Origin of the sequence: Streptomyces luteireticuli (assembly GCF_041519305.1) — a bacterium.
Lineage (GTDB): Bacteria > Actinomycetota > Actinomycetes > Streptomycetales > Streptomycetaceae > Streptomyces > Streptomyces luteireticuli.
On the sequence record NZ_CP167927.1, the window covers coordinates 966,430 to 984,461 of the forward strand.

The window sequence follows — 18,032 nt, forward strand, 5'->3', positions numbered from 1 at the left end:
TCCACTGAGAGGGCGTTTAATCTAGGCGGATTGCCGCTTATGCCCTAGTAGGTTCCTCGCCAGGTTGGTGTGGTCTCGTCCGTTATGCGCTTGGCGAGGTTGTCGATGGACGCGACCTGGATCATGGCCTCGGAGCTGGCGGTAAGAGTCTCGTAGTCGCGGGCGAGGCGTCGGTGCATCATGATCCACCCGATACTCCGTTCCACCACCCAGCGCCTTTTCACGACATGAAATCCGCGAACTCCGGGGTTCCTGTTGACGACTTCGACGTCGATTCCGAGCTTCGCCCCGTGCTCGACGACGGCGTTCTTGAAGCCGGTGTCGACCCAGCTCTTGGAGATGGTCGGATACGTTTCCTTCGCTTGGTCGAGGAGGCGTATTCCCAGGGCGTTCTCGTGGAGGCCGGCGGCCGTGACGGTCACGGCGAGGATGAGGCCGAGCGTGTCGGTCAGGATGCCGCGCTTGCGGCCTACGATCTTCTTGGCGGCATCGGTTCCCTGGCTGGTCACGGGCACGTTGGTGGAGGTCTTCACGCTCTGGGTGTCGATGACGGAGGCGGTGGGTTCGGGCTTGCGGCCTTCCTTTACGCGGGCCAATCCCGTGAGGTCGTAGTTGAGTTGGGCGAAGATTCCCTCGTCGCGCCAGGCCGCGTAGTAGAAGTAGACGGTGCCGTGTCCGGGGAAGTCGTGCGGGAGGTACTTCCAGGGGATTCCCGTGCGGTTCAGATAGAGAATCGCGTTGAACACATCGCGGAGTTCGACCGTGGCCGGCTTTCCGGTGGGGCGACGGTCGAGCCGGGCTTTCCGCCAGGCCGTCAACGTCGGCTCGATCAAGGCCCATCGGGCGTCGGACAGGTCGCTGGGGTACGGCTTCCGCTGGCTCACGCCGTAGCGTGATCATGGTCGAGACGGACGGTGTCGTTCCGCTGCATGTTCGGCGATTCTCCCTGATCTTGAAACCAGACGGACTCCCGGCGTCAGAAGCGAGCGAAACGGACGACAGGTCCCGAGCAGCGACGGGGCACGAAGTCTGCATACCTCGCGAAGCCAAGCAAACTAGGGCAGCGGCAAAGGCCATTTATCGGAACAGAACTAGGTAAACGCCCTCTCAGAGGGCGATTCGTAAGCTGATGTCCGTTCACATGATCGCGAGGTGTTCGAGATGGGTCTCCTGCGTATATGCCAGGCCGGTGGCCGGCTCCTCGCCGCAGGCCAACAGGTCGGCCTCTACCGCCCGACGTCACCCCCGTCGGCCTGTTCGCCCGCGCCAACGCCCTCAGCTGGATCGCCGACCGCCGCGATCGCCTCTTCTGCCTCGTCCTGGACGGCCTTCGGCCGAGGTGATGAGACCGGGCGACGAGAGATCCCCCGGGCGGGGGACGAGGTGAACACTCCAGGCGGATCCGGCGGATGCGGGCCGCTGAACAGGATGAACACCATGAAGACGACAAGCAGCGCCACCATGGAACCGGCCTCGCCCCGCATCCGCCGGATCGCCTACGTGGGCGCGATCGCGTCGCTCCCGTACGCGGCGATGAAGCTGTACTGGTCCCTCGGCGGCACCTGGGGCATCCCGGACGGGTACCCGAACCTGCTGGCGCTGATGGAGCACAACGCGCAGGGCAAGCACTTGGACCCGTTCAACGCCGCGTTGGTGTGGCTGTACGAGCATGGGGTGGACATCACCGTGGTCATGGCCGGGATGGGCATCTTCCTGCTGCTGGGGCTGGTGAGCCCGTGGGGCCGGATCTTCCCGCGCTGGGTGCCGTTCGTGGCCCGCAGGCCCGTTCCTCGGTGGCTGCCGCTGACGCCGGCCTGGATCACCGCCTCGATCATGGCCCCGGTGTTCGGCGTCGCCGCCCTGACCGGCGTGGTGCTCGCGGCCTTCGGCCTCTTCGAATTCAACACCGGCGGGTTCTCGCCCGTCGTGTTCTACATCGCCTACTCGGGCATGGGACCCTACGGCCTCGCCCTCGGCGCCGCCGCCTGGTCCTACCAGCGCCGCACCCGCCGCCAGGCGGCGTGAAGCACTCAGTGGGTGTTCCGCGAGCGTTCGAATTTCAGCTTGAGTCGGGCCTCTGGGGCGCCTGGTGCCGACTTGGCGAGGGTGAACAGGCCGGGCTTAGGTTCGGTGACGATGTCGCGGGTCACCAGGCGTTTCAGCTTGGCCTGGGTGATTTCGGTATGCCGTGGCTCGGGGCCGAGGCCGAGCGCCCGGGAGACCTCCCTGGCACGGAGTCCTTCTTCGGCCTGCTCGAAGAGTGCCAGGATCTCGCGGTATCCGGCGGGCAGCGGCTCAGGTGGCGGGGGGCCGTCCTCAGCGGCCAGTTCCAGGATGGTCTCCCGGGTGGTCTCCGGACGGCTCAGCGTCTGCTCTGCCGCAGCGAGTTGCCCGGTGAGCCGGGCGATCCGGTCACGCAGTCGTCCGGCCGTCTCGCGGACGAGCTGCTGCCGGGTCTCGATCTTATCCAGGAGTTCCCTCATCGGCGCTCCCGCCGGTCGGGGGTACTGCGTGCCAGGCCGGCGGATCGCGCCAGGTCGGAGTGGAGACGCGGGTGAGGCGGCGGAGCATGACGTCGGTCATGGGCCAGTGGATCATTGCCACCGAGCCGGCCGGCCGTGCTTCGTAGTCGCGTGCCGGACACCGGTGGAGCATAAGGGTGCCCCAAGTCTGCTCGGCCACCCACCGCTTGGGCTCCGGCACGAACCCTCGTGCACCGGACTCGCGTCGGACGGTCCCGACATCGATACCGAGTCGAGCGCCGTGTTCGACCACCTGGTTCTTGAACCCGGCGTCCACCCACGCTTTCGTCACGGTCGGCGCGGAAGCGGCGGCCTTGTCCAGCAGCGTGATGCCGATGGCGTTGTCGTGGACACTGGCCGCGACCACCACGGCAGCGATGACCAGGCCGAGAACGTCGGTGGCGATGCCTCTCTTGCTGCCCCGGCTCTTCTTCCCCGGATCCAGCCCGGTCGTCCCCTTCGGTGCGTTCACCGACGCGCGCACGGTCTGGGAGTCCATCACGACCGCGGTCGGGTCCTCGCTCCGTCCGCGGCTTTCGCGGACCTGCCGGCGCAGCAGGTCATGGATGGTTTCGGCGGTGCCGTCGTCGCGCCATCTGCCGAAGTAGTAGTACACCGCGCTCTTCGGCGGCAGGTCGTGGGGAAAGGTAGCGCCACTGGCAGCCGGTGCTGGCCCGGTAGAGGATCGCGTTGACGATCTCCCGCATCGCGTACTGCCCCTCGTGCCCGCTGACCGAGGGATGCCGGGCCTTCCAGGCGGTGGTGACCGGCCGGATCAACTCCCAGGCCCCATCCGACAGATCGCTCGGGTACGCAGGACGCTCACCCACGTCACCAGCACACCGCAGCCGCAGCGAACCGCAAGGCCCCGAACCGGACAACCGGCCGTCAACAGCTCCGAGAACAAACCGAACGCTCGCGGAACACCCACTCAGAACCCCGTCGCACAACACGCAGGTCTTGAGAGGGCTTTTGCGGGCGGTCACCTGCGGAAACGGATCACGTTCCGGGACTCTCGCAGAACTCTCACAGATGGTCATTTGTGAGAGGTGCGGAGCATCATCCTGTTGGCCGGGAGGCGTCCCGCCGGGGGAACATCCGGCGGGACGCCTCCCGGCCAAGCTCGGTGTCACCGTCAACGGCTGTTCGCGGATGCCTTGTTCGGGGTGGTGACCGCATCCGAACCGGCGGAACGTTGCAGCGCCGCGGAGCCTTGCGCGGGCTTGGACTTCGTCAGCCACAGGCCGGTGAACACGGCGGTGGCCAACGTGACGGTGCCGGCAGCGAGGAAGGCGCTGTCGAGGCCGGCCTCGAAGGAGGCGCCGTCGGACTGCCGGGTGCGGACGACGGCTCCGAGTACCGCCACGCCCAGCACCGCGCCGATCTGCCGGGTGGTGCTGCTGATGCCTGATGCGAGGCCGCCTTCCTGCGGGCTGACCGCTTGGATGGCGGCTCCCGTCAGTGGGGACATGGTCAGGGCGAAGCCGATGCCGACGACGCCCAGCCGCCACCACACGTTCCCGTAGCCGGTGTCGGCGTGCACCATGCCGAGCGCCAGCAGTCCCAGGCCGGCCAGGGCCAGGCCGGTGGTGACCACGATGCGGAAGCCGTACCGGGCGGCGAGCCGGCCCGCGTACGGGCTGACGACCACCATGGCGACGGACAGCGGCAGGGTCTGCAGGCCGGCGCGCAGGATCGAGCTGCCCTGGACGTACACGAAGAACTGGGAGAAGAAGAACGACGAACCCATGAGCGCGGCCCCCACCACGACCATGGCGGTGTTGGACACGGTGAACAGGCGCTGCCGGAACAACCGCAGCGGCATCATCGGAGCGGAACGACGTGCTTCGACGGCGACGAAGGCGGCGAGAAGGATCACCGCGGCAGTGAAGCTGCCCAGGATCAGCGGCGAGGTCCAGCCGCGGGCACCGCCCTCGATCAGCCCGTAGGTCATCGTCCCCACCCCCAGAACGGACAGCACCGTCCCCGGGACGTCGATCGCGGGGGCGCCGGGATTGCGGGTCTCTTCGAGGCTGCGCAGACCTACCAGCAGAAGGACCACGCCGATGGGCAGGTTGACCAGGAAGATGGCGGGCCAGCCGAAGGCATCCGTCAGCGCACCGCCGGCCACGGGGCCTGCGGCCAGACCGATTCCGCTGAATCCGGCCCACAGCCCGATCGCCTTGACGCGTTCTTGCGGCACGGGATAGGCGGCGACGAGCAGGGCGAGCGAGGCGGGGCTCAGCGCCGCGGCCCCGATGCCCTGCAACGCCCGGCCGGCGACCAGCCAGCCGACCGAGGGCGCGAGGCTGCACAGCACCGACGCGGCGGTGAACACCGCCACGCCGGTCAGGTACACCCGCTTGCGGCCGAACCGGTCGGCGAAGACACCGCCGGACAGCAGCAGCATGGCGACCAGCAGTACGTACGCGTCGACGATCCACTGCAGACCGGTCAGTTGAGTGTGCAGCCGATGCTGCATATCGGGCAGCGCCGCTCCAACGATCGTGTTGTCGAGCAGGACCATGAATTGGCCCAGGCAGGTCACCGTGAGCAGCACGACCCGGTTCGGTCGACCGCCTACGGCCGCGGGCGATGCAGCCATGGGGATTCCTCTCACTCGTCGGTTGCGCCTCTCCACGGCGGACGCGGGCAGGCTCTGAGCGCTCTAAAGCAGCCAGCGGCTGCGTTAGGAGACTGTAGGGAAGGCCACCCCACAAACGCAAGTCACCACTGCGTTAAAGTGGGGAGCATGAACGAGCGACAGCGAGCCCGGCGGCCAGGCGGGCGCAGCGCCCGCGTCGGCGCGGACGTGCACCAGGCCGTCACCGACCTGATCGGCGAGCGCGGCTACGGCAACTTCACCGTCGGCGAGGTCGCAGCCCGCGCGGGCGTGGCCGACAGCAGCATCTACCGCCGGTGGGGCAACCTGGAAACCCTGCTCACCGACGTGGCGCTCACCCGCCTCAACGCGCGGTCGCCGATGCCCGACACCGGGAGCCTGGCCGGCGACCTGCGCACGTACGCGGCCCAAGTGGCCCGCGAAATCACCGGACCCGACGGTCCGGCGGTGCTGCACCTGGCCGTCGCCCTGTCGAGCAGCGGTCAGCGGGGCCTGCAGGCCGGTGCCGACCTCCGCGCCGAACGCACCCGGCAACTGCAGTCCATGCTCGATCGCGCCCGCGAACGTGGCGAGCACGCACCCGACGCGCTCGTCGTGCTGGACCACGTCCTGGCCCCGATGTACATCCGCGTCCTGTTCGGCATGGGCCCGCTCACCCCGGAATACGTCGACGGGCTGGTCGACCGATTGCTGTGACCTCGACCCGGGCCCCTTGCCCAACTCCTGTTCCAGCAGCGCAAACAGGGCTTCCGCAGAAACCTGTTGGCGGACCACGCCGACCACTGCTACGTTTCCAGAGGCCGTGCGAGAGAACGAGGAGGTGGTACCCGTGAACGCAGTATCGACATGGGTGCTCTCCTTCGGGGTCACGGTCGGGCGATAGGTCGTCCGGGAGCGCCGTCCAGTGCACTCCCGAAAGGCACGACCATGCACTTCACTTCTGAACAACGCCTCGACGACGGCATCCTCCAGCGCGAGTTCACCCTCGGCGAGATCCCCGGCACCCTGTGGACGCCCGAATCCGCCGCACCGCTCCCGCTGATCCTGATGGCCCACAACAACGGCCTGCCCAAGGGGGAATCCCGGCTGGTGGCCCGGGCCCGGCACACCGCGGCGTCCGGCTACGCGGTGGCCACCATCGACGCCGCCGGGTGCGGCGACCGGCCCCGTTCCACCGCCGAGGAGCAGGCTCGCGCCGACCTCCGGCGGGCGTTCCAGGCCGGCGAGCCGGTCGATGAGATCTTCGAGTCCTTCATCGGCCCGCTGGTCGAAAAGGCGGTCCCGGACTGGCAGACCGCCCTGGACGCCCTCCTTGCGCTGCCCGGGATCGGCGGCCCGGTCGGGTACTCGGGGTGGACCGCCGTCGGCATCCGCCTCGCGGCGGTCGAGCCGCGCATCGCGGCCGCCGGCTTCTTCGCCGGGGGTTACGTGCCCCACGCCCAGCGCGCGGAGGCCCGGCAGGTCACCGTTCCGCTGCTGTTCCTGCTGCAGTGGGACGACGAGGGGAACCCCCGGCAGGCGGCCCTGGACCTGTTCGACGCTTTCGGCAGCAAGGAGAAGACGCTGCACGCCAATCTGGGCGGGCACACCGGCACCCCGTGGTTCGAAGTGGAGGACGGGGACCGGTTCTTCGGCCGGCACCTGAAGTGAGGCCGGGCCGCCAGGCCGACGGTAGGCGGTGGGCGGTGCGGTAGCCGTCGGCGCTGTTCCCGCGCCCTGCCAGGGCGTTGCCGAGGGGGCTCATCTCGCGGCGCACGGACACGGATACGAAAGAGGCGGTCGGCGACAGGAACCCCTCGCGCCCTGTCGCCGACCGCCGTGCCGCAGTCCCCGCCTCACCCGATGGGGATACCGGGTCCTCCGGCCGTCAGCCAGACGACCATCCCGGTTACCGCTGTGCTCAACACGGTGATCGCCTTGGTGGGCCGCCGGTCGAGGGTGATGGTGAGGCCACCGATGTGGAGGTGGAGGAACGGCTTGCCGCCGGTCGTCTTCTTGGCGATCGTCATGCTTCGACTCCAGATGACTACGGGACGTTCAAGGCCGGAGGGTGCCCGGCCCATGGGATTCCTATGCCAGGTCCGTGATCCGCCGGGCGAGACGGTTGTCCGGCCGGCCGATGATGGTGCCGCTCGCCGCCGCGGCCAGGCGGTGGATCTCGTCCTTGAGCCCCTCGGTCGTAAGCGGGCCGGTGGTCCCGTGCTCGCGGATGAACTGGCGGGCTTTCTCCGGGAGTCCGTAGTAGTCGGGCGGCAGGGAGGCACGGTGACCACCGGACGTACCGGAGAACTGCTCCAGCCACAGCCACGCTCTGCTCTGTTCGTCGCGTTGGACGTGGTGCAGGTGGAGGCAGTACGCGGCGATGCGGTTGCCCGCGCCGGCCGCCAACTGCCACCAGAACTGGGCGCTGTCGGGGTAGCCGGTGAGCCGGAGCAGACAGGCGAAGACCAGGACGCCGTCCACGTTGACGCGGTCCCCGACGGCGAGGTCCTCAAGCTGTGCGGGTGCTTCGGGACGTGTGACGGTCCAGCGGGACACCATGTCCAGCATCTGCCGGGCTTTGCGGGCCTGTCGGCCCTGCAGGGCTTCGCGGGTCTGCCGGTTACGAGCGGCGTCCGCCGCCAAACGCCGCAGGGCCACGCCCACGTCGAAGCCATGGACAGGGGTGGTGGGGACGGCGGCGTCGGCCAGGAGGTCGTCGATGCCGGGGGGTGTCACGGGTTCTCCTTGCGGGGACGGCGGCGGGGGGTTTCGGGGATGCCGAGCTGGCGGCCGAGCCGTTTCTTGCCCTTGCCCCCGTGGTAGTTGACGGTGTTCTTGTCCAGCCCGAGGAACCAGGCGATCTTGCGGGTGTCGTACCCGAGCAGGTAGCGAAGGACAATCACGTCGAACTGCTGCGGCGGCAGGTCTGCAATGGCCGAGTACAGGCCCATGCCCTCCTCCAGGGCACTGAGCCGGTGGCGGGTCGCGTCCATGGCCAGGGTGAAGGCGCCCTTCGCAATGAAGGCCGGCCGCCGCCGATGGCCGCGCAGCCGCCGGACGGTCGTGTCGCGCAAGATCTCCCAGACGTCCGCTTCGAAGTCCCCGCTGCCGAGCAGGTCCTCCCACGACGCCAAGATCTTGCCGAAGACCTCGTGGATCAGCTCCTCGGCCTCGCCCCGGTCGCCGAGGAGCTCCGTGGCGTAATCGTGATAGAACTCCTGCCGGCTGAGGTAGAACGCCTCGAATTCCAGCGGCAGTTCGAAGGTCTGCTCGTTCTCCTGGGGCTCAGGCGGCAGACCGAGCGGAAGGTTGTCGTTCACCGGGCGACCTCGGGCAGCGCCGGATCCGTGTACATGGGCGGGGGAAGCTGTGCCGCCACCCATTGGCGGGCAACGCGCGCCGGAAGGGCTGCGGAGGGCGTGCTGTCCATCGTTCCTCACTGTGCAGGAGGGCGTTGCCGGATCAACTCACCGGCTTGGTCGGACGGTTGGTGGAGCACCGCCCGCTCACCAGCTAAGCGATTCCGGCCCCCGAAAACCCACGCCCCACCCGACCAATATCCCGCACCGCATCCAGCACATCACCGACCGTGACGCCACCCCCATGGATCACCTACGGCGAACGGCGGCCGTATGCACATCGTCCAAAGCATTTCGAGTAGTCGAACAGCAATGGACTGTAATTTTCGCCCTCTTGAATGTGACGCACGTCATGCGAGGGGGTGCGCGTGGATCACCGAACCCGTGAGCGACCATTCGCAGATCTGTAGGACCGCACGTACCCCCGGCCGTCGCTCCACGTCCGGTGACGCACTGTCATCCCGGTGGGTGCGGCGACTGCCTTGCCCACCTGGTCGGACAGAAGGCGCGTGTCAGCGGCACAGGCCCGCTTTCATGACGTTCTCAAGGTGCTTCATGGCTTCGTTGCTGCGCGGTTCGAGGGTCATCGTGACGCCGACGGCGCGGCCGTCGTCGGTGGCCCCGGCCCAGGTCCCGTAGCCGGGGATGCCGCCGCTGTGGCCCCAGGCAACGCACTTGTCCGACAGCTGCACCCTCATAATCCCCAGTCCCATGTCGTAGCCGTCCCCCACGCGGACGGTGGTGCGCATCTGGTTGAGCTGGGCCGGGTCGAGGAGGATGTTGTCCTTCGCTTTCAGCAGTGCGGAGAAGAAGCGGTCGAGGTCGGAGGTGGTGGAGACCATCGCGCCTGCCGCCCAGGACGCGGAGGGGTCGATCTCGGTGACGTTGCGCGGCTTCGTGCCCGGCCGGTCCTGGCGGTAGCCCTGGGGGTGGCGTTCCCGGATGGTCGTCTCGCCGGGGGCGGGGAAGTAGGTGTGGCTCAGCCCGATCCTCTGGATGACGCGCCGGTCGATCTCCTCGGCGAGGGGACGTCCGGTGACCTTCTCCACCATCAGCCCGGCCGCCAGGTAGTTGGTGCTGCTGTACCCCCAGTCCTTGCCGGGGACGAAGACGGCTTCGCGCCTGAGGGCGACATCCAGGGCGTCACGGGGAGAGAGGTAGCGGCGTTCCAGGATGTCGTCGGTGACGTCGTCCTCGTAGTCGGGAAGTCCGCTGGTGTGCCGCAGGAGTTGACGCACCGTGATGCGGTTCCCGTCGATTCCCTTTCCGCGCACGAGGTTCGGCAGGTAGGTCTCGACCGGCTCGTCGAGGCGGATCCTGCCCTCGCCGACCAGTTGCAGCACAACCACCGCGGTGAACGTCTTGGTGACGCTGCCGATCCGCACCTGCCCGTCCCGGGGCATCTTCGCGTGCGTGTCCCGGTCCCCCTCCCCCGCGGTATAGGTGCGGTCGCGCCCGTCCTTCGTATCCCGCACGCTCGCCAGTGCACCGGGTGCGCCGGTGGAGCGCAGCAGTGTCTCCAGCCCCTGCTGCACGGGGTCCGGCCCGGCGGCGGTCGCGGGTACGGCCAACCCGGCGGTGACGGCGGTGGCCAGGGCGAGGGCGGTGACGGCGAGGCGGGTACGCATCGAGGTTCCTCCGGAACAGAGTTGACAGATCTCGGTGGCAAGATCAACTCTGCTGGGAGGAACCGTCGTTGCCCATCAGTGATCACCCTGACCGGCTCCCTGATTCGCCCCTGAGACACGATCCACCGGCATAAGCGGGTCGGCCCGCCGCGGGGCGTCGGGGCGTCAGTCGAGGTGGCCGCCGGCCTTGGCCCGGTCGTTGGCCCAGCCGCCGAGGAGGAGGCCGATGACGACGATGGCGACGTGGCCACCGAGGGCGGCCGGGAATCCGCCGGGGAGCCAGCCGAGCAGTCCGGGCTTGTCGTGGTCGACGAGCAGTCGGATCACGCCCTGCCCGCCGACGGCCATCATGACCATGCCGAAGATCTGGAGAAGGATGAACTTCACGATGCCCCCTACGGCCCCTGCACAGCTTTTAGCAATGCACTTGCATTGTAATAAACTGCTGACAGCGATGCAATGCGACCGCATTGCATGAAGGAGCAAGATGCCGAAGATCGTGGACCACGAGGAACGCCGACACCGTCTGGCCGAAGCCGTCTGGACACTGACGCTCCACGACGGGCTGGAGTGTGTGACGCTGCGCAAGGTCGCGGCGCAGGCCGGGGTGTCCATGGGGCAGGTGCAGCACTACTACGCCACCCGGGAGGACATGGTCCGCGACGCGATACACCGCGCCGTACAGGCGCTCAACGCCCGGATCGAGTCGTCCATCAAGGCGTCCGGCTCGACGAGTGCGGAGACGACGCTCCGCGAGTGCCTGCGCGCGACGCTCGGCCGCGATCCGGAAAGCCTGCGGCTCCTGCAGCTGTCGGTCGCGGTGGTCGGCAAGGCGATTTCGGAACCGGCCCTGGCCGGCGTGCTGGGGCCGGGTGACGACGAGCTCAAGGACTTCACCGCAGGACTCATCGCCGCCGCCCGACAGGAACGCGGCACTCCCTCACGGGGGGACGGACGTATCGACGCCGACATCTGCTGGACGTTGGCCACGGGCCTGGGCGTCGACGTCGCGTTGGGGCAGCGTTCCCCGGACGAGGCCTTGGGAGTGCTCGACTACCACCTGGACAACCTGCTGGGCTGACGGAACCCGGCGGCGGTCGGCCGCCTCAGCCCCCGACGGGCGGGGGCGGGCCGGCGAACGCCGCCAGCCGGTCCACGACTTCGGCGAGGGGCCGGCGCGTGTCGATCTCCACGGTCGCCGACGAGCGGAGCAGCGGCTCGGCCTCGGCCGTGTCCGCCACGATCCGCTCGCGTTGCTCCGCGGTCTTCCCGAAGGGGTTGGTGTCACGGGCGGCGATGCGTTCGAGCATGACCTCCAAGGGCGCGCTGAACAGAACGATCTCGTCGAACCGGGGGGAGAACGTGTCCTGGTTCCAGACGGTGCCCGCGATGAACAGCGGCTCACCCGATGGGGCTAATCCTGAGATCAGCGGCCCGTATTCGGTGCAGTGCCTGGGCATGGCCTCCTGAGGACCGGAGGCGAACGCGCCGGTCGGCGGAAGGTGGGGTGTCGTGAGCACGGAAGAGAAGACCGTGGAGACCGCAGCCTGCAAGATCGCGGATGGCGAGGAGGAGGTGGACCGCGTAGAGGCGCGGCGCATTGCCGGCGAGGAACTGGCGGAGGCGCGGCGGCTGGCGGAGGAGCAGATCGCGGAGCTTCCGCTGGAGGATCGGGAAGCGATCCGCGAGGCCCAGGCCGAACTGACCGCACAGGGCGTCGAAGTCCACGCGGTGGCGTACTGGTGGGGCTTTGAGATCTATCTGAACGCCGAGGCTGCCAAGCTCGCGGCGCAGATCACAAAGATCATCGGCGCGGTGGTGTCCAAGCTCCCGCCGCTCAAGCCGATCGCGCCGATCATCAAGGCGTACTTCGAGCTCAGGGCCCTGTGGATCAAGCAGGCCGGGGATCCGCACGGCTGCAAGCTGGTCTCTCCCTGGGTCGCTCCGGGCATGCTCATCCCGATCCCTCTGGGGCGGAAGGAGGACACCAGCCTGTGGTGGACGGTCTTCGAGCCCGAGCAGGGCTGGACCAACGACAAGAAGTTCACCGCGCACCACAGCGGCTCGCACCCGGCGCTGGCCGAGTTCCAGGGGCGCCTGTACTGCGTGCACCGCGGCTACGGCGGGGACGACAACCACCTGTGGTGGACCGTCTACGACCCGAAGAAGGGCTGGTCGGACGACACGAAGTTCCCCGGCCACACCAGTGCGGACGGCCCCGCCCTGGCGGTGTTCGGCGGGAAGCTGCACTGCGTGCACCGCGGCGGCGGCAGCGATTCGTCGCTGTGGCACACCACGTTCGACGGCACCGACTGGTCCGCCGACACCAAACTCCCCCACCACACCAGCAACTCCAACCCCGCGCTGGCCGTGTTCGGCGGAAAGCTGCACTGCGTGCACCGGGGCAGCTCCGACACGAACCTGTGGCACACGACGTTCGACGGCGCGAGCTGGTCTTCCGACACCAAACTCACCCAACACCTCGGTATGGAAGGACCCGGGCTCGCCGTGTTCGACAACAAGCTGTACTGCGTGCACCGGGGCAGCGAGGACCAGCACCTGTGGTGGGCCGCCTACGACGGCGGATCCTGGAGCAGTGACCAGCGCCTCCCGGGCCACGCCAGCGTCTCCGGCCCCGCCGTGATCGCCTACCGGGACAGCAACGGCACCCGCGACCAGCTCCTGGTCATCCACCGCGGACACGGCTAGCACCGCTGGAACCGGCATCAGCCCCAGCACGCCGGAAGAGCGCCACGGCAGAGGAACACGCAGAGGCATAAGAAGCCACTCGGAACCCTGCTGAATCAGCCACGCTGGTTCAGCAGGACCGCCCACAGCGAGGGTGCGCTCGCACTGGCTGAACAACACCTGACGCTGATCCCGGGGAAGCGTTCGCGAAAGCGTCCCGCTTCCGGGAGGACATATTCGACTGCCTGACCATGCGCGGGGACGAGCTGTTCGAGCTCGTGGATGCATTGGTGTGCGCGGAGGGTCCGGTGACATTGCCGGTGGGCCTGACGCTGGTGGCCGAGCACCGGCGTGGGCACGGCGCGATGTACGAGGCGTTGAACAGCGGGAACGCGGACGTACCCCGGCTGCGGCAGGTGCTCGCTGGTCTGCCGCGCCCGCAGGCCGCCGACGGACGCCTGGTCCTGGCCGTCGACATCAGCAACTGGCGCCCCGACGCGCCGACCAGCGCGGACCGCCTGTTCTGCCATGTCTACGGCCGCAGCGGCCGGTCCTCGGACCAGTTCATCCCTGGCTGGCCGTACTTGGCACTTCGGCGACCGCGACATCCTCATCGTCTTCGACGCCGGCTACGACGCCCCGCGCATGGCCCACCTCCTCGACGGCCTCCCCGTCGAGGTCCTTGGACGCATGCGCTCGGACCGGGTGATGCGACGGCCGACGCCCTCGCTCAAGGAGTACGCCCCGGCCTGTCCCCGGGGCCGGCGAGCGCTGGACCTGGCTGATCATCGCCGCGCACACCCAGATCCGCCTTCTGCGCGACGCCGCCGACTTGCGGCGCGGCCATGGGAGAAGCCCGCCGAGCCCGGCCGTCTCACCCCAGCCCGAGTCCGCCGGGGGTTTCGGAACCTCCGCCCGAACCTCGTCTGCCCGGCCCGTGCACCCAAACCCTCAACTCCCGGCTCCGGACGGCCGCCCGGAGCGAAGAACCGGCGACCCACCACCCGCTACGACGTGGACAAGACCGCGAAACGCTCAGAATGCATCACCGAACGAAATCGACTCGGATCATAAAGGACAAGCTCAGGCGGAGCGCCGCGCAAGATCCTCCAGTACGGAAACCGCCTGGCCTGCGCGCTCGTACGGCACAAACAGGTGGTCGTGGTGGAATCCGGCGACGACGTTGCAACTCAGGCCCGCGCCGGCGAGTTCGACGGCCACCGCGGCGGTCAGGCCCACTGCCTCCAGGGCCGAGTGGACGCGCAGGGTGATCCACCCTGCCACGTAGTCGTACTCCAGCCCCGCCGCATCGGCGTCCTCCTCCCGTACGACCAGGGTCAGGCCCTCGGGTTCGGCGACCGTGACGACGGGGGTGACGTCCGGCGGGACGACGCCGTCGACCGTCGTGAACACGTAGCGCCCAGGATTCAGTTCCGGACGCATCCCGCTCAGCAGAGTCCGCAGATCGCTCTCACCAGCCATGGTCGGCACACTACGCGACGTCACGGCCTTCGGCCTCAGCCGGGGAACGGCCCCGCCACCGGCGGGAACCACGCCCGTACCACCACGCCCCCGTCCTCCCCGCCGGCGACCGTGCACCGCCCGCCCAGCTCGGCCGCCCGTTCCTCCATGGACCGCAGTCCCAGACCGGCGCCGGTCGAACGGCCCGTCAGTCCGCGTCCGTTGTCGCTCACCTCGACGGTGACGGAGTCGGGGACGACGCGGACGGTCAGCCCGGCGCGGTCGGCGCCGGAGTGGCGTACGGCGTTGTTGAGCGCCTCGCCGCCGATGAGGTAGACGGCGACCTCCACGGCGGCGGGCAGCCGGGGCAGGGGGTCGGGGGTGAAGTCGACGGTGATGTGCGGGGGTTCGGCGAGACGGTCGACCAACTGGCGCAGGGCGCCGCCCAGTCCGCTGCGGTCCAGGGCCGCGGGGGTGAGGCCGGCCGAGATGCGGCGGAGTTCGGCGATGGCCTCGCCGATGCCGGCCGAGGCAGCGTCCAACGACGGCGCGGCGGCCGAGTCGTCCGGTACGGCGTAGCGCGCGGCGTCGATCTGGAGCCGCGCTCCGGAGAGCGCCGGGCCGAGCCCGTCATGCAGGTCGCGGCGCAGGGTGCGGCGGGCCTCCTCGCGGGCGACGATCTCGCGTTCGCGCGCGGCCCGCAGGTCCTCGTAGAACTGCAGCGAGGCGAGCGCCGGGGACGCCTGGTCGGCGAGGAACTGGAGCACCTCCTGGTCCTGGCGGTCCAGGGTCTGGGTGCCGGGCCGGAGCGTGACGTCGAGGCTGCCGATGACGCCGCCCTCGTAGGTCAGCGGGAAGCCGGCCTCCGGCCGTCGTTCGCCGACGGCGGCCAGGACACGGGGGCCGCCGCGCGTATTGACCGTGACGGTGGCGCCGGGGAGGCGGAGGGCCTGGGTGACGGTGTCGCACAGCAGTTGCGGGGCGGCGCCGGGGGCGGCGGCGCGGCTGAGGCGTTCGGCGAGTTCGCGGACGACGTGGTACGGGCGGGCGCGGTCGCCGTAGTAGACGTGGTCCACGATCCGCGCGGCCCCCCGGGCGCAGGGGTAGGCGAGGGCACCGAGGGCCAGTCCGACGGCTCCCGCCACGAGGGCTCCCCGGCCCGGCGGGTCCGGGAGGGCCTTGAGCACCAGCGCGGCCACGACGGTGTACAGGGCGATCAGGGTGGTGGCGAGGACGAGGGAGACCAGGGCCTTGCGGGTGGCCCGGTCCAGCCGTCCGGAGCGGTCCCGGCCGATGCCGTACACGGCGCAGAACGGCCAGACGACCGCCGCCGCGTACGCGACGTACCAGAGGCTCTCCCCCAGCGGGTAGAGGTAGGCGACGTAGACGAAGACGAGCCACAGCACATACGGCAGGAGGGGAACGATCTGGCGCCGGTCGGGCGCCCGCCACCAGCGCACCGTCATGACGGTGAGGCCGATGAGCAGGATGCCGGTCATCATCGGGACGAGCGGGACGTCGGCCTCCAGCGTCGCGCGCAGGCGCGCCCACGTGCCGTGGTCCGAGGGGCGCGGCAGCGTGTAGGTGCGCGAGGGGAAGCCGCCGGGGTCGGTGAAGGCGTGCACCAGGCTCCATACCGCGACGAGGGCCAGGTACGGGCGCCAGAGGCGGTGCCGGGGCAGTTCGCCGCTGGGCAGGTACAGCGGCAGGGCGTAGAAGGCGAAGACGGCCAGGGCGAAGGAGCAGAGGGCGGCGGCGTACAGGACGTCGGTGACGGCGCGCCCGGCGTGGGTGGCGGCGGCGCCGAGCAGCGCGGCCTCCGATGCGACGTGCCCGGCGCCGGCGGCGATCAGCAGCGGGCCGGGGACGCTGTGCGGCCGGTGGACCGTCATGAAGGCCCCGAGCAGGACGAGCCCGACGGCGGCCAGGACCAGGGCCCCGCGGTCGACGATGTACGGGGCCAGCCGTGCGTCGTCGAGGTGGGTGAGGGCGAGGAGGCCCCAGACGACGGCGGAGACGAGCGTCAGTCCGTACGCCGCGAAGGCCGGGCGGATCCGCCGGCCGCGCACCGTCCGTTCCTCGGTCACCCGTCTCCCCCGGCCTCCTCCTCGCCCAGCCCCGCGTCCCGGGCCCGGGCCACGGCCTCGGCGCGGGAGGTGACCTGGAGCTTGTCGAAGATGTGGGTGATGTGGTTGCGGACGGTCTTCTCGGAGAGGACCAGGCGGCGGGCGATGTGCCGGTTGTCCAGGCCCCGGGCGATCAGCGCCAGGATCTCCACCTCGCGCGCGGTGAGCGAGGGGAAGAGCTGTTCCGCGTCGCGCTGCCGGCCGTGGCGGAAGACCGCGGTGAGGCGGGCGGCGGTGTCGGGGCCGAAGACGGCGCCGCCGGCGGCGACCGTGCGGACCGCGTGCAGGACCTCGTCGGCGCCCGCGCCCTTGACGAGATAGCCGCGGGCCCCGGCCTGGAGGGCGGCGAGCAGGCTCCCGTCGTCGTCGGACATGGTCAGCATCAGCACCGGCAGCCCGGGGTGGCGCTCGGTGAGCCGCCGGGTGATGTCGATGCCGGAGGCGTCGGGCAGGGAGAGGTCCATGACGACCGCGTCCGGCCGCTGCCGTGCCACGGCGTCGAGCGCCTCGGCGCCGGTCTCGGCCTCGGCGACGACCTCGGCGCCGGCGCTCTGCAGGGCGGCCTTCAGGCCGCTGCGGAACAGCGGATGGTCGTCGCAGATCAGGACGCGCGGCGAGCGGGCCTCTTCCTCGCTCACGTCCTCTTCCTCGCTCACATCCCCTTCTTCGCTCACACACCGACGCTAACGGCCGTCCGGGGCAATCTCTCGTTGTACCGGGCGTCAGGCGGAGTGGGTCCCGATCATCAGTCCGGCCAGGTCCTCGGGGGCGAGCCAGGACGGCGAGGGCGGCTGGCCCCAGCTGAAGAAGCTCTCGTTGACGTCGAAGACCTCGGGCTCCCAGAGCTGGTCGTCGATGATGCAGTCCATGTCGGAGTAGTACTCGGTGAAGTTGCCGGCCGGGTCCTTGAGGTACCAGAAGAAGTTCGACCCTATGTGGTGCCGGCCGAATCCCCAGATGTGGCGTTCGGGGTGGTCCTCCAGCATGGTCATGGCGCCGCGCCCGATGTCGTCGACGTCGTCGACCTGCCAGGAGGTGTGGTGCAGGAAGGTGAACGGGGCCGCCAGGATCAGGATGTTGTGGTGGTCGGTGGAGCAGCGCAGGAATCCGCCGGCGTCGCCGAGCGAGTCGCTGACCTTGAAGCCGAGGCCGTCGCGGAAGAAGGCCGTGGTCACCGGGGCGTTCGGGGTGCCCAGGACGGCGTGTCCCAGCTTGCTGGGGTGGACGGGGCCGGTGCGCAGGAGGCCGGGGGCCCGGCCGTCGGTGCGTTCGTGGCGCCCGGGTCCGTTGTACGGGGTCGGCGCGGTCGTCGGCGGGGCGGGGCGCGGTTCCACCTGGAGCACGGCCCGTACGCCGGTGGCGGGCTCGGCCGCGGTGAGCGTCCCGGCGTCCCGGGACGGGGGGACGCCGAGGCGGCGCAGGCGGGCGGCGGCCGCGTCGAGGTCGTCGGGGTCGTCGACGCCGATGCGCATCTCGACCAGCCGCCGGGTGGGCGCGGGGACGATGCGCAGCTGGCGGCCGCCGTCCCGGGTGGAGAACCAGCCGTCGGGCTGCGGGCGCAGACCGAGCTGGGTGTAGTAGGGGGCGGTCGCGGCCGGGTCCGGGACGCCGATGGTGACGGAGGAGAGGCGGTGTGCGGGCAT

At 69.8% G+C, this 18,032-nt stretch carries 18 protein-coding genes and 2 pseudogenes; 6 read left to right on the forward strand and 14 right to left on the reverse strand.

The features are described from left to right. Positions 1–44: 44 nt before the first annotated feature. Positions 45–884: an IS5 family transposase gene (locus AB8735_RS04175; RefSeq protein WP_372404156.1), complete on the reverse strand. Its 840-nt coding sequence runs from the start codon at positions 882–884 to the stop codon at positions 45–47. A gap of 553 nt (positions 885–1,437) precedes the next feature. Between AB8735_RS04175 and AB8735_RS04180 the strand changes: the two genes are divergently transcribed. Then, on the forward strand, positions 1,438–2,025 hold the full coding sequence (locus tag AB8735_RS04180; RefSeq protein ID WP_372405437.1) for a hypothetical protein: 588 nt from the start codon (positions 1,438–1,440) through the stop codon (positions 2,023–2,025). A 5-nt stretch (positions 2,026–2,030) separates the two neighbouring features. Here AB8735_RS04180 and AB8735_RS04185 read toward each other — a convergent pair whose 3' ends face one another. The 3 genes and pseudogenes from AB8735_RS04185 to AB8735_RS04195 all read right to left on the reverse strand — a co-directional run bounded on the left by AB8735_RS04185 (position 2,031) and on the right by AB8735_RS04195 (position 5,127). Further along, the gene (locus AB8735_RS04185) at positions 2,031–2,483 is read right to left on the reverse strand and encodes a hypothetical protein (RefSeq protein ID WP_372405439.1); all 453 of its coding nucleotides are present in this window, start codon (positions 2,481–2,483) and stop codon (positions 2,031–2,033) included. Continuing rightward, a pseudogene (locus AB8735_RS04190) lies at positions 2,464–3,352 on the reverse strand (IS5 family transposase). Before AB8735_RS04190 ends, AB8735_RS04185 begins: the two are co-directional and overlap by 20 nt. A gap of 305 nt (positions 3,353–3,657) precedes the next feature. Beyond that, positions 3,658–5,127 (reverse strand): MFS transporter, encoded by a 1,470-nt coding sequence (locus tag AB8735_RS04195; protein WP_372405441.1) that lies wholly within the window; start codon positions 5,125–5,127, stop codon positions 3,658–3,660. 147 nt (positions 5,128–5,274) lie between these two features. On the opposite strand from AB8735_RS04195, the gene AB8735_RS04200 reads away from it, so the two are divergent. Together AB8735_RS04200 and AB8735_RS04205 are read left to right on the forward strand one after the other, a co-directional pair. Then, positions 5,275–5,841, forward strand: a complete 567-nt coding sequence (locus tag AB8735_RS04200) for a TetR/AcrR family transcriptional regulator (protein ID WP_344027176.1) — start codon at positions 5,275–5,277, stop codon at positions 5,839–5,841. Between the two features lie 231 nt (positions 5,842–6,072). Beyond that, positions 6,073–6,795 (forward strand): dienelactone hydrolase family protein, encoded by a 723-nt coding sequence (locus AB8735_RS04205; protein ID WP_372405444.1) that lies wholly within the window; start codon positions 6,073–6,075, stop codon positions 6,793–6,795. 185 nt (positions 6,796–6,980) lie between these two features. Here AB8735_RS04205 and AB8735_RS04210 read toward each other — a convergent pair whose 3' ends face one another. The 5 genes from AB8735_RS04210 to AB8735_RS04230 all read right to left on the reverse strand — a co-directional run bounded on the left by AB8735_RS04210 (position 6,981) and on the right by AB8735_RS04230 (position 10,501). Further along, positions 6,981–7,154, reverse strand: coding sequence for a hypothetical protein (locus AB8735_RS04210; RefSeq protein WP_372405446.1), 174 nt, complete (start codon positions 7,152–7,154; stop codon positions 6,981–6,983). 61 nt (positions 7,155–7,215) lie between these two features. After that, a complete protein-coding gene (locus AB8735_RS04215; RefSeq protein ID WP_372405447.1) occupies positions 7,216–7,863 on the reverse strand; it encodes a hypothetical protein in 648 nt (215 codons plus the stop codon). Then, entirely contained in the window at positions 7,860–8,447 is a 588-nt protein-coding gene (locus tag AB8735_RS04220; RefSeq protein WP_344027184.1) for a sigma-70 family RNA polymerase sigma factor, read from the reverse strand. The genes AB8735_RS04215 and AB8735_RS04220 overlap by 4 nt, the downstream gene beginning before the upstream one ends. Before the next feature lie 551 nt (positions 8,448–8,998). Continuing rightward, positions 8,999–10,114: a serine hydrolase domain-containing protein gene (locus tag AB8735_RS04225; protein ID WP_372405449.1), complete on the reverse strand. Its 1,116-nt coding sequence runs from the start codon at positions 10,112–10,114 to the stop codon at positions 8,999–9,001. 165 nt (positions 10,115–10,279) lie between these two features. Then, complete coding sequence (locus tag AB8735_RS04230) at positions 10,280–10,501, reverse strand: hypothetical protein (RefSeq protein WP_372405451.1); 222 nt, start codon at positions 10,499–10,501, stop codon at positions 10,280–10,282. A 100-nt stretch (positions 10,502–10,601) separates the two neighbouring features. Here AB8735_RS04230 and AB8735_RS04235 point away from each other — a divergent pair, with 100 nt between their 5' ends. After that, entirely contained in the window at positions 10,602–11,195 is a 594-nt protein-coding gene (locus AB8735_RS04235; protein WP_372405453.1) for a TetR/AcrR family transcriptional regulator, read from the forward strand. 25 nt (positions 11,196–11,220) lie between these two features. On the opposite strand, the gene AB8735_RS04240 is transcribed toward AB8735_RS04235, so the two are convergent. After that, positions 11,221–11,574 (reverse strand): hypothetical protein, encoded by a 354-nt coding sequence (locus tag AB8735_RS04240; protein ID WP_372405454.1) that lies wholly within the window; start codon positions 11,572–11,574, stop codon positions 11,221–11,223. 52 nt (positions 11,575–11,626) lie between these two features. Between AB8735_RS04240 and AB8735_RS04245 the strand changes: the two genes are divergently transcribed. Together AB8735_RS04245 and AB8735_RS04250 are read left to right on the forward strand one after the other, a co-directional pair. Continuing rightward, entirely contained in the window at positions 11,627–12,823 is a 1,197-nt protein-coding gene (locus AB8735_RS04245; protein ID WP_372405456.1) for a hypothetical protein, read from the forward strand. Between the two features lie 224 nt (positions 12,824–13,047). Beyond that, positions 13,048–13,615: pseudogene (locus tag AB8735_RS04250) on the forward strand (transposase); the annotation flags it as partial. A 270-nt stretch (positions 13,616–13,885) separates the two neighbouring features. Here the strand turns inward: AB8735_RS04250 and AB8735_RS04255 are convergent. The 4 genes from AB8735_RS04255 to AB8735_RS04270 form a co-directional block, all read right to left on the reverse strand. Continuing rightward, positions 13,886–14,284, reverse strand: coding sequence for an ACT domain-containing protein (locus tag AB8735_RS04255; RefSeq protein ID WP_372405457.1), 399 nt, complete (start codon positions 14,282–14,284; stop codon positions 13,886–13,888). Positions 14,285–14,319: 35 nt separating this feature from the next. Then, on the reverse strand, positions 14,320–16,350 hold the full coding sequence (locus AB8735_RS04260) for a histidine kinase (protein WP_372405459.1): 2,031 nt from the start codon (positions 16,348–16,350) through the stop codon (positions 14,320–14,322). Further along, a complete protein-coding gene (locus tag AB8735_RS04265) occupies positions 16,347–17,045 on the reverse strand; it encodes a response regulator (protein ID WP_372405460.1) in 699 nt (232 codons plus the stop codon). Before AB8735_RS04265 ends, AB8735_RS04260 begins: the two co-directional genes overlap by 4 nt. 66 nt (positions 17,046–17,111) lie before the next feature. Beyond that, positions 17,112–18,032 (reverse strand): VOC family protein, encoded by a 921-nt coding sequence (locus tag AB8735_RS04270; protein ID WP_372405461.1) that lies wholly within the window; start codon positions 18,030–18,032, stop codon positions 17,112–17,114.

Coding starts and splice junctions, on each gene's coding strand:
- AB8735_RS04180 (WP_372405437.1), top strand. CDS start 1,438: ATGAAGACGACAAGCAGCGCCACCATGGAACCGGCCTCGCCCCGCATC.
- AB8735_RS04185 (WP_372405439.1), bottom strand. CDS start 2,483: ATGAGGGAACTCCTGGATAAGATCGAGACCCGGCAGCAGCTCGTCCGC.
- AB8735_RS04195 (WP_372405441.1), bottom strand. CDS start 5,127: ATGGCTGCATCGCCCGCGGCCGTAGGCGGTCGACCGAACCGGGTCGTG.
- AB8735_RS04200 (WP_344027176.1), top strand. CDS start 5,275: ATGAACGAGCGACAGCGAGCCCGGCGGCCAGGCGGGCGCAGCGCCCGC.
- AB8735_RS04205 (WP_372405444.1), top strand. CDS start 6,073: ATGCACTTCACTTCTGAACAACGCCTCGACGACGGCATCCTCCAGCGC.
- AB8735_RS04210 (WP_372405446.1), bottom strand. CDS start 7,154: ATGACGATCGCCAAGAAGACGACCGGCGGCAAGCCGTTCCTCCACCTC.
- AB8735_RS04225 (WP_372405449.1), bottom strand. CDS start 10,114: ATGCGTACCCGCCTCGCCGTCACCGCCCTCGCCCTGGCCACCGCCGTC.
- AB8735_RS04235 (WP_372405453.1), top strand. CDS start 10,602: ATGCCGAAGATCGTGGACCACGAGGAACGCCGACACCGTCTGGCCGAA.
- AB8735_RS04240 (WP_372405454.1), bottom strand. CDS start 11,574: ATGCCCAGGCACTGCACCGAATACGGGCCGCTGATCTCAGGATTAGCC.
- AB8735_RS04255 (WP_372405457.1), bottom strand. CDS start 14,284: ATGGCTGGTGAGAGCGATCTGCGGACTCTGCTGAGCGGGATGCGTCCG.
- AB8735_RS04270 (WP_372405461.1), bottom strand. CDS start 18,032: ATGCCCGCACACCGCCTCTCCTCCGTCACCATCGGCGTCCCGGACCCG.